The sequence below is a fragment of the Clostridium sp. D5 genome (assembly GCF_000190355.1).
Lineage (GTDB): Bacteria > Bacillota > Clostridia > Lachnospirales > Lachnospiraceae > Faecalicatena > Faecalicatena fissicatena_A.
The window spans coordinates 201360-220179 of the sequence record NZ_GL870817.1; the positions used below are offsets into that span (position 1 = coordinate 201360).

Annotated in this window: 13 protein-coding genes and 1 pseudogene; 8 read left to right on the forward strand and 6 right to left on the reverse strand. The window is 47.2% G+C overall.

Going from position 1 to position 18820, the window contains the following annotated elements; all coding sequences use genetic code 11:
* The 7 genes and pseudogenes from HMPREF0240_RS18375 to dnaB form a co-directional block, all read left to right on the forward strand.
* A pseudogene (locus tag HMPREF0240_RS18375) lies at positions 1-505 on the forward strand (hypothetical protein); the annotation flags it as partial.
* Between the two features lie 191 nt (positions 506-696).
* On the forward strand, positions 697-1206 hold the full coding sequence (locus HMPREF0240_RS18380) for a shikimate kinase (protein WP_009004923.1): 510 nt from the start codon (positions 697-699) through the stop codon (positions 1204-1206).
* 300 nt (positions 1207-1506) lie between these two features.
* A complete protein-coding gene (locus HMPREF0240_RS18385) occupies positions 1507-2799 on the forward strand; it encodes a UDP-N-acetylglucosamine 1-carboxyvinyltransferase (RefSeq protein ID WP_009004924.1) in 1293 nt (430 codons plus the stop codon).
* Positions 2800-3117: 318 nt separating this feature from the next.
* Positions 3118-4314, forward strand: a complete 1197-nt coding sequence (locus tag HMPREF0240_RS18390; RefSeq protein ID WP_009004925.1) for an AI-2E family transporter — start codon at positions 3118-3120, stop codon at positions 4312-4314.
* A 93-nt stretch (positions 4315-4407) separates the two neighbouring features.
* Entirely contained in the window at positions 4408-6453 is a 2046-nt protein-coding gene (locus tag HMPREF0240_RS18395) for a DHH family phosphoesterase (RefSeq protein WP_009004926.1), read from the forward strand.
* Positions 6454-6903, forward strand: a complete 450-nt coding sequence (rplI, locus tag HMPREF0240_RS18400) for a 50S ribosomal protein L9 (protein WP_009004927.1) — start codon at positions 6454-6456, stop codon at positions 6901-6903.
* 13 nt (positions 6904-6916) lie between these two features.
* Complete coding sequence (gene dnaB / locus HMPREF0240_RS18405; RefSeq protein ID WP_009004928.1) at positions 6917-8266, forward strand: replicative DNA helicase; 1350 nt, start codon at positions 6917-6919, stop codon at positions 8264-8266.
* Between the two features lie 830 nt (positions 8267-9096).
* Here the strand turns inward: dnaB and HMPREF0240_RS18410 are convergent.
* The 3 genes from HMPREF0240_RS18410 to HMPREF0240_RS18420 all read right to left on the reverse strand — a co-directional run bounded on the left by HMPREF0240_RS18410 (position 9097) and on the right by HMPREF0240_RS18420 (position 12593).
* Entirely contained in the window at positions 9097-11127 is a 2031-nt protein-coding gene (locus HMPREF0240_RS18410; RefSeq protein WP_009004929.1) for a methyl-accepting chemotaxis protein, read from the reverse strand.
* Between the two features lie 230 nt (positions 11128-11357).
* Positions 11358-12119 carry a helix-turn-helix domain-containing protein gene (locus HMPREF0240_RS18415; protein WP_009004930.1) on the reverse strand — a complete coding sequence of 254 codons (762 nt, stop codon included), beginning with the start codon at positions 12117-12119 and terminating at the stop codon, positions 11358-11360.
* A gap of 303 nt (positions 12120-12422) precedes the next feature.
* A complete protein-coding gene (locus HMPREF0240_RS18420; RefSeq protein WP_009004931.1) occupies positions 12423-12593 on the reverse strand; it encodes a 4Fe-4S binding protein in 171 nt (56 codons plus the stop codon).
* Between the two features lie 410 nt (positions 12594-13003).
* Between HMPREF0240_RS18420 and HMPREF0240_RS18425 the strand changes: the two genes are divergently transcribed.
* Positions 13004-14167: a substrate-binding domain-containing protein gene (locus tag HMPREF0240_RS18425; RefSeq protein WP_009004932.1), complete on the forward strand. Its 1164-nt coding sequence runs from the start codon at positions 13004-13006 to the stop codon at positions 14165-14167.
* Between the two features lie 47 nt (positions 14168-14214).
* On the opposite strand, the gene HMPREF0240_RS18430 is transcribed toward HMPREF0240_RS18425, so the two are convergent.
* The 3 genes from HMPREF0240_RS18430 to HMPREF0240_RS18440 are packed head-to-tail and all read right to left on the reverse strand — an operon-like array spanning position 14215 to position 18789.
* Positions 14215-15657: a HAMP domain-containing sensor histidine kinase gene (locus tag HMPREF0240_RS18430; RefSeq protein WP_009004933.1), complete on the reverse strand. Its 1443-nt coding sequence runs from the start codon at positions 15655-15657 to the stop codon at positions 14215-14217.
* A gap of 40 nt (positions 15658-15697) precedes the next feature.
* Positions 15698-16399: a response regulator transcription factor gene (locus HMPREF0240_RS18435; RefSeq protein WP_009004934.1), complete on the reverse strand. Its 702-nt coding sequence runs from the start codon at positions 16397-16399 to the stop codon at positions 15698-15700.
* A gap of 14 nt (positions 16400-16413) precedes the next feature.
* Positions 16414-18789, reverse strand: coding sequence for an endonuclease MutS2 (locus HMPREF0240_RS18440; protein ID WP_009004935.1), 2376 nt, complete (start codon positions 18787-18789; stop codon positions 16414-16416).
* Positions 18790-18820 lie beyond the last annotated feature (31 nt).

Consider the following 18820-nt stretch of genomic DNA (forward strand, 5'->3'; position numbering starts at 1 on the left):
GCAGGATGACCGTCCGTCAAGGTCAGACTCCGTCCGGACGAAGACGTCCATTCATGCCAGACGCCGTTTGGACGAAGACCGTCCATTCAGGCCGGACCGCCGTTCGGACGAAGACCGTCCATTCATGCCAGACCGCCGTTTAGACGAAGACCGTCCATTCATGCCAGACCGCCGTTTAGACGAAGACCGTTCATTCAGGCCAGACCGCCGTTCGGACGAAGACCGTCCATTCAGATCAGACCGCCGTTTGGACGAAGACCGTCCATTCAGGCCAGACCGCCGTTCGGACGAAGACCGTCCATTCAGGCCGGACCGCCGTTCGGACGAAGACCGTCCATTCAGGTCAGACCGCCGTTCGGACGAAGACCGTCCATCAAGGCAGGACCGCCCGTCTTTTGGAAATGGGGGGCAGAACTGGCTGCGTGATATGGTAGAGATAATGCTGTATCAGGAATTGTATAAACGCAGATGCGATAATAGGCGGTGCAGGCGTAAATTTTACTAATTAAAAAAAATATGATATAATATCGCAAAATGCAGTATAAGCCCATGGTAATTATAAAACATATGTTCTGCGGGAAAGTCTGCAGAACAAGGTTTACCCAAGGGCATCCTGTAATACATGCCCTGCGGGCGGGTCTGCAGCAGAGCTGCAGATCAAAGTTTAAGTCAGGATAAAACAAGGTGGATATACTTATGAAAAAAAATCTTATTTTTATAGGCATGCCGGCAGTCGGAAAGAGTACAGTTGGAGTCGTAGTGGCCAAAAGGCTGGGCATGCAGTTTGTTGATACAGATCTGCTGATTCAAGAGCAGGAAGGGCGGCTCCTGAGGGAGATTATTGCGGATGTTGGAGAAGACGGATTCCTGAAAATTGAAAACCAGGTCAACCGGGATTTGAATGTGAAAAATGCGGTGATTGCTCCGGGTGGCAGTGTTGTGTACTGTGAGGAGGCGATGCAGCATTTTAAAGAAATCGGAACGGTTGTATATTTGAAAGCTTCTTATCAAACAATAAAAAGAAGGATTCGAAGTCCAAAAAAACGGGGTGTTGTGCTTAAAGAGGGGCAGACATTCCGTGACCTGTATCATGAGCGGACGAAACTGTTTGAACAGTATGCGGATATTACCATTTCTGAAGATGGATGCCGGATTGAACAGACAATAGAAAATGTGCTGAATGCTGTGGAAAATCCTGGGAGATAAGAAAATTTGTGGTTACTGTTCAGGCCGTGCTGTGTATTCACTGCACAGCATTGGAGCCATAACGAAAAACGGCCAATAGCCTGGTCTACGCCGAAGGCGGATTTAAATGGTCAGGCGGCGTTACTGTTCACTGGCTTGACTGTGAATAGTAAAGATTGACAGAAGTACGGGAAAAAATGATTTTACAAATTTTCATTTTATGGTATAATGTCTTAGCATATTGAAAATTGGACTAGAAGAAGTAACAGGGGAATAATGATAAGGGATCACGATAACAATATCGGATAATCGAGGTGCAATATGGATCAATATATTATTAAAGGTGGCAGTCCGCTTGTAGGGGAAGTTGAGATAGGCGGAGCCAAGAATGCAGCACTTGCTATTCTGGCAGCAGCGATTATGACGGACGAGACTGTCCTGATTGACAATCTGCCGGATGTAAATGATATCAATGTGATGCTGGAGGCCATAGCAGGAATTGGCGCTACGGTGCAGCGAATGGACCGGCATACAGTAAAGATAAACGGAAGCACGATCGGCGACTTTAATATCGAATATGATTATATAAAGAAAATCAGAGCCTCCTACTATTTGTTAGGCGCTCTGCTTGGCAAATATAAAAGAGCGGAAGTGGCACTTCCGGGCGGATGCAATATCGGCAGCCGTCCTATAGACCAGCATTTGAAGGGGTTCCGTGCCCTGGGTGCTGACGTGGATATAGAGCACGGTAAGATTGTGGCGGAAGCAGAAGTTCTGAGGGGAACGCATCTTTATTTTGACGTAGTAACAGTAGGAGCTACGATCAATGTAATGATGGCGGCTGCCATGGCAGACGGACTGACGATTATGGAAAATGTAGCAAAAGAACCGCATGTCGTAGATGTGGCAAACTTTCTGAACAGTATGGGTGCCAATATTAAGGGCGCTGGAACTGATGTGATTAAGATCCGTGGTGTGAAATCTCTTCACAAGACGGAATATTCCATCATTCCTGACCAGATTGAAGCAGGAACGTTTATGTTTGCAGCGGCAGCAACCTTAGGAGATGTTACGGTTTTGAATGTTATTCCGAAGCATTTGGATGCAACAATTTCTAAACTGGTGGATATTGGATGCGAGGTAGAAGAGTTTGACGATGCAGTGCGTGTCGTGGCGAAAAGCCGGCTTTGTTCCACACAGGTTAAGACACTTCCTTATCCGGGATATCCCACGGATATGCAGCCTCAGATCGGTGTAACTCTTGCGCTGGCGAAGGGAACAAGTACGATTACAGAAAGTATTTTCGAGAATCGTTTTAAATATCTGGATGAGCTGGCCAGAATGGGTGCTGTGATTAAAGTAGAAGGTAATTCCGCGACTATCGAAGGCGTGGAGAAGTTTTCCGGTGCACGGGTAAGCGCTCCGGATCTGCGTGCAGGAGCAGCTTTGTGTATTGCAGGCCTGGCGACAGATGGAATTACGATTATTGATGATATCGTTTATATCCAGAGAGGATATGAAAGGTTTGAAGAAAAGCTCCGCGGGCTGGGCGGGATGATAGAAAAGGTGTCCAGCGAAAAGGAGATACAGAAATTCAAGTTTAAAGTTAGTTAAAAACGGGAGATGCCGGAGACAGTCTGCGGCAAACCTGTGATTCGGAATTCAATGTCATAATTTTCTATTTAACAAAGTGGCACGGGCAAATTGATATTAACTACCGGAAAAGGAAAAAGAGAGGGGATGTATATTGCATCTCCTCTCTTTATAGTTTCGGTTTTGGGAAGGCTCATTGACTGGTTTTCGTTGTGGCGCTGATGCTGTGCTGTGACTGCATAGCACAGCATCAGCGCCCTTCACATTTCCCACTATATATGTTAGAATGGGGGATAAGTGGTTACAATTTGATTAATGAATGAAAAAGGCAGGTATTTTATGAATTTGGACAAAGAGAATTTGAAGAAGATCAGGGGCCTGATTTTGTTTACAATTGTGGTGCTGATTGTTCTGTGGAAGTACAGTCTGGTTTTGGATGCACTGGCGTTTGTGCTGAGAATTGTATTTCCTTTTCTGCTGGGCGGCGCAATTGCTTTTATCCTAAATGTTCCCATGCATTTTCTGGAGAAAACTTTGTTTTATAATAAGAAAGGGAAAGTGTGGGTACAGAGGCTGGCCAGACCGCTGAGTCTTGTACTTACCATATTGTTTGTGCTGGGTGTGATATCCCTTGTTATTTTTGTTGTGGTCCCAAAGTTGGGAAGCACGGTGATTTCTCTGGGGACCACCATTCAGGATTTTGTGCCGAAGATGCAGCACTGGGTGGAAGAGCTGTTTGATAATAACAAAGAAATTGTGTCATTGGTGAATGATGTCCAGATTGACTGGGATAAACTGCTCAACGGCATTATGGAATTCTTTAAGAATGGAGCAGGCAGTGTCCTGGGCTCTACATTTACTGTTGCAAAGAGTATAGTGAGCGGGGTGACTACTTTTGTGATTGCCTTTGTATTTGCCTGCTATATTCTGCTTCAGAAGGAACGGCTGAATATTCAGATCCGCAAGATCATGTATGCATATATGAAGAAAGATCTTGTGAAAAAGGTACTGGACGTATGTTCACTGACCTATAAAACTTTTTCCAGCTTTCTGACCGGGCAGTGTGTGGAGGCCGTGATTCTGGGAACCATGTTTGTCATAGCGATGTCTGTATTCCGTTTGCCTTATGCCCTGTTGGTGGGGGTTTTAATCGCATTTACAGCGCTGATACCGATTTTTGGCGCATTTATCGGGTGCTTTGTAGGAGCGTTTCTGATCCTGATGGTTGCACCGATGAAGGCCCTCATGTTTGTCATCATGTTCCTTGTACTTCAGCAGATCGAAGGGAATCTGATCTATCCGAAAGTTGTGGGCAGTTCTGTGGGGCTTCCATCCATCTGGGTGCTGGCGGCGGTCAGTATCGGGGGCAGCCTGATGGGCGTTGTAGGTATGCTGGTGTTTATCCCGGTTGTGTCCGTGCTCTATACTCTGCTTCGGAATAATGTATACGGACGCCTGGCCAATAAAGGTTTTTCTGTGGACAACGATTCCGGTGATCTGAGGCTGAGGAAAGAGAATACTGGGAATGAAAACTAAAAGTAGAATAATAGGCAAAAAAGTGCTATACTAGAAACATTGGCAGAGAGGTTTAAAGCAACTTGTTTAGAAGGTTATATGAGGAAGAAAAGCATGAGTAAAAAGAATATGCGATTGAAGGGACAGCTCAGAATGTACATGCAGTGGCCGCTGATTATGACGGTGCTGCTGCTTGCCATGAATGTCTGGATGTATATGATTGACAAACGGGCGGGACTAATGATGTCTGTCTTTATCGTAATCTATGTAGTGATTGTCGGGTTATTGTATTTTTACAACCGGTCGTTAATTCTGGCGGATCTGATTCAGTTTTCTACCCAGTATAGGGGGATCCAGAATACGCTGTTAAAAGAATTGGCAGTCCCATACGCGATCACACTGGAGGATGGGCGTATATTATGGAAAAATGACAGCTTTTCCGATATGATGGAAGGCCAGAAGAGGGAATCGTATTTGAATAAGCTGATTCCCGAACTTAATAACGGGGTTTTTCCAAAGGATGACAATGACCATGTAGAGCTTGAGGTCACATATAAAGACCGGGATTATCAGGTCGTACTGCGCCGGGTTTCTCTGGAAGGATTCAGTGAAGCGGAACAGCTGCTTCAGATTCCGCGGGAGAAGGAATTTTTTATAGCAGTATATATGAAAGATGTAACAGAGCTGAATTCGTATATTAAAGAGATCGAGGATCAGAGACTGATCGCCGGCCTGATTTACATCGATAATTATGACGAAGTGATGGAAAGCGTGGAGGAAGTCCGCCAGTCCCTGCTGGTTGCACTGATCGACCGGAAGATTAACAAATATATCGGTGATGCGGACGGTATTGTTAAGAAGCTGGAGAAGGACAAGTACTTTATCGCAATTAAAAAGGAAAGTTACCGTACAATTGAGGCGGATAAGTTTTCCCTTCTGGAAGAGGTAAAGCAGGTGAATATCGGGAATGCCCGTTCTGCAACTCTGAGTATCGGTCTGGGGCTGAATACTTCAACCTATGCCCAGAGCTATAACTTTGCGCGTGTGGCCATTGACCTGGCCCTTGCACGGGGCGGAGATCAGGCTGTCATCAAGGATTGCAAAGGAATTACATATTTCGGAGGCAAGAAGGAACAGACAGCGAAGAATACCCGTGTTAAGGCGCGCGTTAAGGCGGAAGCCCTGCGTGAATTTATTGTAGCAAAAGACCAGGTTATCGTTATGGGTCATAAGATAGCGGATGCCGATTCACTGGGAGCCTGTATGGGGATCTACCGGGCGGCGGTGGAGCTGGAGAAGAAAGCTCACGTAGTCATCAACGAGGTGACCACTTCTGTGCGTCCTCTTTACGATGAGATTGCAGAAAGTCCGGCCTACGGCAAGGACATATTCCTGAATTCAGAGCAGGCGCTGGATTATATCACAGACAGCACCATGGTAATTGTAGTAGATACGAATAAGCCACAGATGACGGAATGCCCTGAACTTTTAAAGCGGTCCCGTACCATAGCTGTACTTGACCACCACAGGCAGAGCAGTAATGTGATTGAGAATGCTGTGCTTTCCTATGTAGAGCCGTATTCCTCGTCCACCAGCGAGATGGTGGCGGAAGTGCTGCAGTATATTGTAGATGATATTAAGTTTCCGTCCGTTGAGGCGGACTGCCTGTATGCGGGAATCATGATCGACACGCGCAACTTTATGAACCGGACCGGTGTCCGGACTTTTGAAGCAGCTGCATTTTTGAGAAGATGCGGTGCAGACATTACAAGAGTCAGAAAGATGTTCCGTGATGATATGGAATCTTACCGTGCTAAAGCAGAAGCAGTGCGCATGGCGGAAGTATACAGAGAAGAATATGCGATCGCACAGTGCCCGGGCAACATTGACAGTCCAACTGTTCTGGCGGCCCAGGCTGCGAACGAACTGCTGGATATCAGTGGAATCAAGGCATCTTTTGTGCTGACTGTATATGAAGGCAGGATCTATCTGAGCGCCCGCTCCATAGACGAAGTGAACGTGCAGATCATTGCTGAAAAACTGGGCGGCGGCGGCCATATCAATTCGGCCGGAGCACAGTTTGACCATACCAACATGTTTGATGCAATCAGGAAACTGAAAGAAACAATTGATCAGATGATAGAGGAAGGAGATATCTAAATGAAAGTAATATTATTGCAGGATGTAAAATCTCTCGGAAAAAAAGGTGAAATCGTTAATGTAAATGACGGGTACGCAAGAAACTTTATTCTGCCTAAAAAGCTGGGGCTTGAGGCAAATAATAAGAATATGAATGATCTGCGCCTTCAGAAGAAGAAGGAAGAGAAGATTGCACAGGATCATCTGGATGCGGCAAAACAACTGGCTGCACAGCTCGCAGGCGGCAAGATAGAACTTGCAATAAAAGTGGGAGAGGGCGGAAGAACATTCGGCTCTGTATCCAGCAAGGAAATCGCGGTAGCTGTAAAAGATCAGATGGGGCTGGATGTAGACAAAAAGAAGATCCAGCTGAAAGAAACGATTAAAATGCTTGGAACACACAATGTTCCGATAAAATTACATCCGGAAGTGACAGCTGAATTAAAAGTAGTTGTCGTAGAAGAGGCATAAGGGGACTTGCTTTATGGAAATGGAAGCAGCGATTAAGAGAATACTCCCTCACAGCGCAGAAGCAGAGCAGGCTGTTGTGGGAGCTATGCTGATGAATAAGGATGCAATCATGTCAGCGTCCGAGATCATCACGGGAGAGGATTTTTATCAGACCGCTTACGGCATTTTGTTTGACTCTATGGTAGAGCTGTTTCAGGCAGGGAAACCGGTGGACTTGATTACGCTGCAGGAGCACCTGAAAGAAAAAGACGTGCCTCCTGAGATCAGCAGTTTGGAGTTTGCAAGGGACTTGATTGCCAGCGTTCAGACCTCTGCCAATGTAAAATTTTATGCAGAGATCGTACAGGAGAAGTCAACCCTGCGCAGACTGATCAAAGTCAATGAAGAAGTAGCGAACATATGTTATCAGGAGAACCAGCCGCTGGAAGTGATACTCGATAAGGCGGAAAAAGGCGTATTTGAACTGGTAGAGAGGGGCAATGTGCAGGAGTACACCCCGATCAAACAGGTAGTGCTCAACGCCCTGGATGTCATTGAAAAAGCATCCAAGACAACCGGAAGTGTAACAGGTATTCCCACAGGATTTATTGATCTGGATTACAAATTATCAGGGCTTCAGCGCTCAGACCTGGTGCTGATTGCGGCCAGACCGTCTATGGGAAAAACTGCTTTTGTACTGAATATTGCCCAGCATGCGGCGTTCAGACAAAATCTGGGAGTGGCCATCTTCAGTCTGGAGATGTCAAAAGAACAGCTGGTGAACCGTCTGTTCTCCCTGGAATCCAATGTAGATGCCCAGCTGCTGCGTACCGGTAACTTAAAGGACACAGACTGGGAAAAACTGATAGAAGGAGCCGGAAGGATCGGAAAGTCCAAGCTTGTTATAGACGATACCTCTGGTATCTCAATTACAGAAATGCGTTCTAAGTGCAGAAAGTACAAACTGGAGCTGGGACTCGACCTGATCATCATTGACTACCTGCAGCTGATGAGCGGAAGCGGAGGCAAAAGCAACGAAAGCCGTCAGCAGGAGATCTCAGAGATCTCCCGTTCCCTGAAAGGTCTTGCCAGGGAACTGAACGTGCCGGTTATCGCGCTGTCTCAGCTGAGCCGTGCCGTAGAACAGAGAACCGACAAGCGCCCCATGCTCTCCGACCTCCGTGAATCCGGAGCCATCGAGCAGGACGCCGACGTATGTATGTTCATCTATCGAGAGGATTACTATATACCCGATACAGAAGATAAAGGAATCGCGGAAGTCATCATAGCCAAACAGAGAAACGGCCCGGTGGGAACCGTCAGGCTCGCATGGATGCCGCAATATACGCGATTCGGGAACGAGTTGAGACAGGAGGAGGTGTAGGGGGGCGCTGAGTGAAAGCGGAGTATGGTACCTGCGGGACTTTACATGCCGTTTTAAACTCCGCACCGCCTGCGAAGAATCCGTTACAGGAAAAATGAGGAAAATGGAGGGTTGGATTTGATTCACAAAATCAAATCCAATAGCCGCCTTTGGATCAAAATCATCAGATTTTGGGCCAAATGCGGCTAGTCCCTCCATTTTCCTCATTTTTCCTGTTACGGATTCTTCGCAGGCGGTGCGGAGTTTAAAACGGCATGTAAAGTCCCGCAGGTACCATACTCCGCTTTCACTCAGCTAAGTGCACCCAGTCGGGAGAGAAAACCTGTGGGGCTCTTGGCGGGAGCGGCGGATGGGAATGGACTGGACTGGTGTAGAGGTTGCTCCTACAAAGATTTTATTTTTGTTAAGTACTTCTGTTAATTAATACTTGTATTAATACTAGGAAAAACGCTATGGAGATTCAATCCGATCCACTTCCCCCCGGTTGCGGGCCCCCTGGTTCTCGTTTTTCCTACCGATTGGATGCGCACAGCGGTCTGTGAGGCGGGGAACGGCGGGAGCGGAAGCGTATGCCGGGGTGCGGGGGCGTAGAATGAGCTTACTGACACTTAGAAAAAACAGCCTGATTTTATGGATGAAATTTGTTTTCCAAAACAAATTTCAAGGAGAGCTGAGCTGCACAATCATCAAGATTGTGCAGTGAATCTCTCCGGTTCCATAAAATCAGGCTGTTTTTTCTTAGTGTCAGTTAGTGAATGGAAAGCCCCCGCACCCCGGCATACGCTTCCGCTCCCGTCGTTCCCCGCCTCACAGACCGCGTCCCCCCTTCATCACTCCCGAAGCGAGAACCGCCCCGCCAGTTCTTTGAGGAGCTGCGCCTGTGCGGAGAGTTCTTCGCTTGCCGCTGCGCTTTCTTCGGCAGTGGCGGAGTTGGTCTGGATGACATCGGATATCTGGTTGATTCCGTTTGTTACCTGGCGGATGGAATCGGACTGCTCCTGGGATGCAGTGGATATACTGGAGATGGATGCGGCTACTTTGTCCACGCCTTCCATGACCTTCTGCATGGATCGGGCGGTTTCGGCGGCTATTTTTGCTCCTGTCTCTGCGGCGTTTAATGAATCGGTTATCAGGGCGCTGGAATTTGTGGATGCTTCTGCGCTTTTTGAAGCCAGATTCCTTATCTCCTCGGCTACTACGGCGAAGCCTTTGCCGGCCGCTCCTGCTCGTGCGGCTTCGACGGAGGCGTTCAGGGAGAGGATGTTGGTCTGGAATGCAATCTCTTCTATGGTTTTCAGGATCTTTCGTATTTCACGGGAACTCCTGTTTATATTCTCCATTGCATTTAACAGTTCCTTCATATGCCGGGTGCCTGAAACGGCCTCATTCTTGACTGTCATGGCATCCTGACTGGCATCCATGGCATTCTCTGCATTCTGTGATATATGTCTGGAAATTTCGCTGACTGTGACTGCAAGTTCTTCCACGGAACCAGCCTGCTCGGAGGCACCGCAGGAAAGCTCCTGCGCACTTGAGGATACTTGTTCGGCTCCGGAGGAAACCTGGTCCGCGGCAATGTTAATCTGTCCGAGAGCGGCGTTCAGGGAGAGGGTAATCTGCTGCAGTGCTTCCGAAATAGCGACAAAATCACCGGTGTAATGACCGTTTATGTCAATGTTGAGATTTCCGTCTGAGATCTCCTTCAGAACATGGGCAATGTCGAAAATAATCTCTCTCAGGGCATGGGTCGACGAACGGATGCTGTCGGCCAGCTGGCCGATCTCATCATTACTGTGGACATCTACATCTATGGACAGGCTGCCTTTGGAAAAATTCTGCATATCGGTGCTGATGCCGGCAAGTGGTTTTATCATCCGCCGGACCGTCAGCAGGATTACCAGGATCAGCAGGGCGATGATCAGGACTGACACAACTGCCAGCACGATTATCAGCTGATTGCGGGGAGCGTTGACTTCTGATATCGGCAGTGTGGCGATAGCCAGCCATCCGGTGGAAGAGGATATCCGGGACATGGTTACATAACGGCTGCCGTTGTATTCAAATTCCATGCGGCCGGTATATTTATTCTGTACATTTGTCTTAAATTCTTCGCTGATGTCCAACTCTGTGACACTTTTGCCCATTACAGAAGTATCATTACTGTAAATATACTCGGAGCTGCTGGAAAGCAATTCCAGATAACCGTTTTCTCCCACTTGTATTTGGGACAGGGAATCTGCCAGGCTGTCTATGAATACATCGATACCTATAAAACCAGTCACAGTATCTGAGTGTTCTCCGAATACGGGAGCCACAATGGAAATGATAGATTCATCCGTGGCAGGGTCCTGGTAAGGTTCACTGATAACAGCAGACTTTTCTGAAAGGATGCTATCATACCAGGGCATGTCTTTCAGACCGGCTTCCACGGTGCGTCCTCCGGATAGCAGGAAACGATCTGTACGTACATCTGCAAGCCAGGCCTCCTGTGCATTTTCCCCGGACATCCTCTCCAGAATCTCGGACAGGTGGCCAACCAGTTCGGATCTGCCTGGATATGCTTCGATATCCTGAGGAGTGCTTACTGCCTGGAAATATTCCTGAAGCTCCTCATTTGTCTGAAACATGCTGACAGCAGATTTTTTACTGCTGAAATAATCGTTTACTATGGACACGGCATAATCGGTTTGGGCATCCAGAACTTTGTCATTCAGAGATTGAAGTGAGCGTACAGCTATCAGACATGAAACAATAATTAAAACAGCCAGTAATGGAATCAGAATGATTGTAATGCTTGTGTTGAGCTTAGCTGAAATAGATCTGAATTTATGTTCCTCATTGTTTTGTGATTCTCTGTTCATACTGCCCCTCCGTTTTCCGCTTCGTGATACGTAAACGATTCTGTGACCGAAACAATGTGGTCCCGGGCTGTGAATATGTATATAAACCGAACGTATACTGTTTCTATTATAGCATGGAAAGGGGAAAAAACAAGTAAATGCAGACCGGAGAACCGCGTAAAAAAGGCGGAAAATTGTATTCCCGCCCTTTAAAAAATATCGTGGTAATCACGGATATTCTGCTTCAGTTGTTATGTAAGCAGCTTCTTGAGTTTTCCTATTGGATTCTCGCGTGCTGCTTCACGCCGGTTAGCCTGTTGTTGTCTGATGAGGCAGTCCAGTTTGCGGAAATGCTCTTCTTCCTGACGTTCTTTGGCCTGGAACAGAAAATCCATCTCCCGGATGACATCCTTTGTGACTGATTGGCTGATGTCTTTTTTCAGGGATTCGTTGTTGATCGTTACAACTTCTGTAAGAACATCGCCGATCAGTGTCCGGACCTGTTCCAACTGAGTAATAGGAATTACTTCGGCCTGGGCTACTGCCAGGGCTGCAGTCTTAAGTTTATCATCTGCTGGACTGCCAGGTGCAGCGGCCGATAACGCTGCAGAAGCTTTTGACGGCGCGGTCTGCTTGTCCGGCTCCTTTTTGGAGGGACTGCCGGTAGGGAAAACAGTCTTTTTAATTGCGGAGTTGGACTCTTTTCTTTCTGCCTTCACTGATTTTTCAGAGGATTTGGTCTTTGTAGTCTCCTCATCGGAAGATTTCTGAAGTTTCAAACGTGTTTCTCTTAGTTCTGGGATGAGTGGTTTTAAGTCTTTCAGAAGCATCCCTTCATCTTTAAGTTTTTTTATACAGCGAAAAAGTTGTATATCATCTTTTGTATAATATCGATGCCCCATTTCTGTGCGCCCGATTTCCAGATTCAGCTCTTCTTCCCAATAGCGCAGTACGTGGGATTCGACTTTAACCTGTTTGGCGGCCTCAGAAATCATAAACCTGACTTCACCCATATTATACCTATACCTCCTTAAAAAATGGTGCCTTAATATATTCTTCGTTCGGTGTTATTATACCATAGGAGGGGGAGGGACAAGCCAGAAATCGTTCGTCAAATTATGCCAGAAAATTTAAGGGGTGTGAAGGGGGATTCTTAAGTTAAGAATCAGTTTGTGAAGGTGAGAAAGCGGAGTACTAATGTTACTTCAGGTACACCCGGCAAAGCATGTTTGCTGCAGCTGAATGAGATACATAAAAATACCGCCCCAAAAGGCGGTATTTTGCGTTGTGATCACTTTGCGATTTATTTACTTGAATTATTCTGCTTGAATAGCACCTGTAGGACAGGCTCCTTCACATGCTCCACAATCAACGCAAGCATCAGCGTCGATTACGTATTTGCCATCGCCTTCTGCAATTGCTCCAACTGGGCATTCGCCTTCGCAAGAACCACAGCTTACACATTCATCATTAATAAAGTGTGCCATAGTATGTATCCTCCTTTATGAAATAAATGTGCAACAGCATCGATCCCACTGTCGCTATCCCTATTCTAATACAAAAGGGGCAAATATACAAGCTGTTTTATGCTTTAAATCCTGTACAATTTTCAATAAGCATTTATTAGCAGAGGGCATGCCATTATAGCCCTGGCAGCAGCCGTGAGGGCAGACATCCCGCAGTTTGCTGAATAGAATTTGACTTGTTAACAAAATCTTAATAATTGGTGTAAATTCCTTAAGATACCGCTGAAACTGGACGTTTCGAGACCCAGCAGCCTTGGTATTACTGCTAAATTAAATATTTTTAAGAAAAAATTCCTTTTTTTTTCACAAGATTAGTGTATAGTATATAGGTAATAATCTGGAGACAGCATATGAAATCTGGAGGCTCATATATGAAGAAAAAATGGACAATCATCTCAACTGCAGTGTTAAGCATCATATTGGCCGTTTGTGCTTGCAGTAAGAAGGAAGATACTCCGACATTTACCGGAGATACAACAGAGGAACCGTCATATCAGGGAAATCTGAATGCCATTTCCCCGTCGGCATATGATAACGCAGAGGGACTGAAGCTCGAGCCGGGTGCTTATATATCTATAATAGGAAAGGACAATAGTTCTTCCTATTGGAAAGAGATCAAAAGAGGCGTTGAGCAGGCTGCCGAGGATTTGAATAAGGCACTGGGCTACAGTGGGGACGACAAAGTGAAGGTGACTTACAATGCGCCTGGCGGAGTGGAAGATATTGACGAGCAGGTTAACATTCTGGATGAAGAGCTTGCAAGGTATCCGGATGCTCTGGGGATTGCAAGTATCGACGCCGAGGCATGCACGGTTCAATTCGACCTGGCAACGGAGAATGGAATTCCGATTATTGCCCTGGATTCGGGCAATTCTTATCAGGGCATTCAGTGCACGATTAAAACAGATAACACAGAGGCCGCGAGAACCGGGGCTTATAAGTTATGTGATGAGATAGGAGGCAAAGGCAGCATACTGCTTCTTGTGCACGATTCGAAGTCAACAACCGGTAAGGAACGCGAGAGCAGCTTTAAGAATGAAATCGAGAGCGGTCATCCGGATGTCACGATTGCAGAGACGCTCTATTTAGATAAGATGGACGATATGAAGAAGGCCATTGCAGAAGAGCAGAATAAGGAGAAAAAAGAAGAAGATAAGGAAGCGGCCGCGGACAGTCTGACAGATGAGGACGTGATTAAATATTATCTGGAAAAGCACCCGGAGATTAAGGGCTGCTTTGGGACGAATGTAACAGCTTCCCAGCTGGCATTGTCTGCAATTGATCAGGCGGAAAAGTCAGATGATATCATTCTGATGGGATTTGACGCTGGTAAGGAACAGCTGGCGGCACTGAAGAATGGCCAGATCAAAGGCCTGGTAGTGCAGAATCCCTTCGGGATCGGTTATGCATCCGTAGTAGCCGCAGCCCGTACTGTTCTGGAGGTCGGCAATGAAGCCGAGGTAAATACGGGATATATCTGGGTTACGCAGGAAAATATGGAAGATGAATCCATACAGAATATGCTATATGAATAGCAATTGATTAATCAAGAATAAAGAGACAGCCGCAGGATAGCGCCTCGCTATTTTGCGGCTGTTTGTTTTGCTGCATTTCTACTGCTGTCTTCCCTGCTGAGGGAAAAAATGAATTCGGTTCCGACACCCTCCGTGCTGATGACATTGATGTGCTCGTCGTGGGCCTGGATAGCTTCCTTTACGATTGCAAGGCCAAGGCCGGTTCCTTTTTTGTCCTTGCCGCGGGAGATATCGGATTTGTAAAAACGCTCCCAGATCTTGTTCAGTTCCTTGCGGGGGATTCCAAGACCCGAATCCTTCACGGATATGAAGACCTTTTCGCCTCTTTCAGTGACTTCAACCGTAACGGCAGATTCATTTTCGCTGAACTTGATGGCGTTGTCAATCAGGTTGTAAAGAACCTGCTGTATCTTGCGCCTGTCTGCATATACGGGCTGTGCACCCGGAAGCAGGAGAAGCTCAATGGATATCCTCTTGTTTGTACAGGCACCTTCAAATGAAGCCGCCGTATTTTTAATCATTTCCTGGATATCGAACCCGGTTTTATCCAGGAGAAGTTCTTTTGTATCGAATTCATTTAATGTAAGCAGGTCCTTGGTCAGATCGGTCAGCCGCTCTGTCTCAAACAGAATGATGTTAAGATACTTACCGTGCAGTTCAGGCGGTATGGTGCCATCCGCCATGGCCTGTACATAGCCCCTGATCGAGGTCAGCGGGGAGCGGAAATCGTGGGACACATTTGCCACAATCTTCTTCTGATATTCCTCCATGTCCTTGAGTTGGGAAGACATATAGTTCAGGGACGCGGACAGATAGCCGATCTCGTCATGGGTATAGACGGGGATCTCATAGGTCAGGTTGCCGGATGCATACTGAGTTGCCGCTTCCGTGATCGTGCGCAGCGGGCGGTAGATAAAATAGTGGAAGCCCAGCAGAAGCAGGAAGGAGAGCAGGAAAATTACGGCGACAGTAATATAAATCGGCAACATGATCTGGCTGCATACTTCCTGGAGCGCTGAAACAGGTTTGTGGATGAGAATATACCCTTTGATATAAAAACCCTGTGTTACAGGCGCCATGACGGTAATCATATCCTCATTGAAGTATCCGTGATAATCACCTGTGATATACTGATTGCTGCCAATCTCTGCCGGATCGAAATTGTCGATTACCTCCGGCGCTTTTGTGTTGTCCAGATTGGAGGAAGTGATCATAGTACCGTCCGACTCCACAAACCAGAGAGAGGAGTTCAGATACAGATTCATCCCGTTCAGCTGTGAATGTACCGCATATGTGGTCGAGTCTCCTGTAAAATATGAGGGCAGGTAATCGCTGGCGACCAGGTTGGCCTGTCTGTAGAGATTCTGGGAATCGTTCTTTTCCAGCCGGTCCAGCACGAGTTGGCTGGACAGAATTCCTACGGTAAAGAAGCTTAAGAATCCAAAAATAATATAAATGACAATAAACTTCAAGTACAAAGTACTTTTCATGCTGCACTTCCTTTTGTATCAGGTGCTTTGCGGCACACTGCTATTTAACCTCAAACTTGTAACCAATGCCCCAGACGGTGCTGAGTCCCCAGGAGGGATGATCCTTAATCTTTTCTCTCAGCCGCTTGATATGGACATCAACGGTACGGGTGTCGCCTATATATTCATAGCCCCAGATCTGGTCAAGGAGTTGTTCCCGTGTGAACACCTGATTCGGGGAAGCGGCCAGAAAATAGAGAAGCTCCAGTTCCTTGGGCGGCATCTCCACGGGATGCCCGTCACAGACAACGGAATAGTTGGTCAGATTAATGGTGAGGCCATCGTACTCCACGCACTTTGTTTTATCTTCTGCGGGTTCCTCCGGTTTGACCGGCTGATATCTGCGCAGGACCGCGCGGACCCTTGCCACCATTTCCTTGGAATCAAAGGGTTTCATAATATAATCATCGGCACCCAGCTCCAGCCCAAGTACTTTATCAAATACTTCGCCCTTTGCGGACAGCATGATAATCGGGGTGGAAGACTTGGCGCGGATCTCACGGCAGACCTGATATCCGTCGATTCCCGGGAGCATCAGGTCCAGGAGAATCAGGCCCGGATGATAGGTTTCGTATGCGGAGAGTGCGTCTTCTCCGTTATATACAATCTTTGTATCAAAGCATTCCTTTACGAGATAAAGGGAAATAAGCTCAGCAATATTCTCGTCGTCATCGACAATTAAAATTTTCTGTTTTGCAACCATGATTAGCCTCCTTGCTATTTCAGTTCTACGATTGTGACTCCGGCGTCTCCTTCGCCGAATTCTCCCAGGCGGTATGATTTGACGTGTTTCTGCCGGCGCAGGAATTCGTGGATCCCCTTGCGGAGCGCACCGGTGCCTTTCCCGTGGACAACGCGGACGGTGCTCAAATGGGAAAGAATGGCATCATCCAGATATTTATCCAGCTCGGAAACTGCCTCATCGACAGTCTTTCCAAGAAGATTGATTTCCGGGCTGACAGACAATGATTTGCTCATCTTCAGCTTCCCTTTGGAGGTACGCTTCATACTTTTTGTATTGTAGGATGCCGGCTCCTCTATGATCTCCAGGTCGGATATGTTCACCTGTGACCGCAGGATTCCCATCTGTACCGTCAGGTTGCCCCGGGAATCGGGCAGTGAGCTGACGGTTCCGGTGAGATTCATACTCAGGACTTTCACGGATTCTCCGAGTTTGAAATCACCCGGTTTATATGCTTTCTTTTGCTTTTGAACGGCCATCGAACCGGCGGCAGAGGTCTCTTTCATCTTCTGGCGGAGGCGCTCACGTTCTTTCTCCATCTCTGCGACGGAGATGCCTTCTTTTCCAAATTTGCGGAAATTCTTCATTGTCTCATCGGCCAGTTCTTTTGCCTCGCGTAAAATGGTTCCGGCTTTCTCATTAGCCTCTTTGAGAATGCGTTCCCGCTGTTCTTCAATTTTGACCTGTTTCTGTTTTGCCTGGTTTTTCAGGATTTCTACTTCCCTTTTATAGGCTTCGATTGCTTCCCGTTCCTTTTCAATGGTGCGCTTGCCTGACTCCAGGTCGGTCAGCAGATCTTCAAACGATGCATCCTGTTCTGTCAGATGCTGCTTTGCATCCTCGATGATATAATCGGGCAGTCCCAGCTTTCCGGAGATGGCAAATGCATTGCTCTTGCCGGGAATACCGAGCAGCAGTCGGTAAGTGGGCCTGAGGCTTTCCACGTCAAATTCGCAGCAGGCATTTTCTACGCCCGGGGTTGAGAGGGCATAAACCTTCAATTCGCTGTAATGTGTGGTTGCCATGGTACGGATGCCACGTTTATGCAGGTATGATAAAATCGCAATAGCCAGTGCGGCGCCCTCTGTAGGATCGGTACCTGCTCCCAGCTCGTCAAAAAGTACCAGAGAGTTCTCGTCCACTTCCTGCAGAAAGGAAACGATGTTCGTCATATGGGAGGAAAACGTACTCAGACTCTGTTCAATGCTCTGTTCGTCTCCGATATCTGCGTAGACCTGGCGGAAGATTGCAAGCTCTGAGCGGTCTCCGGCGGGGATATGCAGGCCGGCCTGGCCCATGAGTGTAAACAGCCCCACTGTTTTGAGGGAAACTGTCTTACCGCCGGTGTTTGGCCCGGTTATGATCAGCAGGGTAAAATCTTCCCCCAGTGTAACGGAGATCGGAACTACTTTTCTGGGATCCAGCAGCGGATGGCGTCCTTCCCGTATGCGGATGCGCCCTTCCTGATTCAGAACCGGACGGCTTGCATTCATGGAAAGTGCCAGTGAACCTCTTGCAAATATAAAGTCCAGATCCGTCAGCAGCTTGTAGTTGTTGTGGATTTCTTCTATATACAATGCAGTGTCTGCGCTCAGACGTGCGAGAATAACCTGGATCTCTTCCTGTTCCTTTGCGTACAATTCTTTCAGATCATTATTCAGTTTTACAACAGCCATCGGTTCGATAAATAAGGTGGAACCGGTTGAGGACTGATCGTGTATCATGCCATTGACCTGACTGCGGTATTCGGCCTTGACCGGGATGCAGTAGCGGTCGCCGCGCATGGTAATAATCGGATCCTGCAGATAGGTGCGCAACGATCCGTTGACCAGGTTTGTCAGAGTGGAGTGCACCTTGTCATTCAGGGAACCGATGCTGCGGCGGATACTTTTTAAAGTACTGCTGGCATCATCGCTGATCTCATCTTCGCCCGGAATACACCGCTCAATCTCTGTTGTGAGTGGTGTCAACGGCTCCAGCTGTTCAAAATATACATCCAGACAGTCTGCCAGATCATCCTGTGTATCATGGCGTCCGTATGACTTGGCGCGGGCAGTCGTTTTCAGAAGCTTGCAGATACGCAGCAATTCTCCGCTGCCAATGGTTCCTCCGATCTCCAGCCGTTTAAGAGATTCACCTACAGGGAATGCATCGCTTAAGGAGATACGCCCCTTTTTTATAATTCTGGTAAAAGCCGCTGCTGTCTGTTCCTGGCAGGTGTTGATACGCTCCAGATCCGTCATGGGCTTCAGCTTACGACAGAGCTGTTTTCCCCTCATGGAGGAGGCATGCTCCTCTAATACGGCAATAATTTTGTTGTATTCTAATTTATTTAAAGTCTTTTGATTCATCTTCTTCACCTTTTGTTCGAGTTCATAGGTA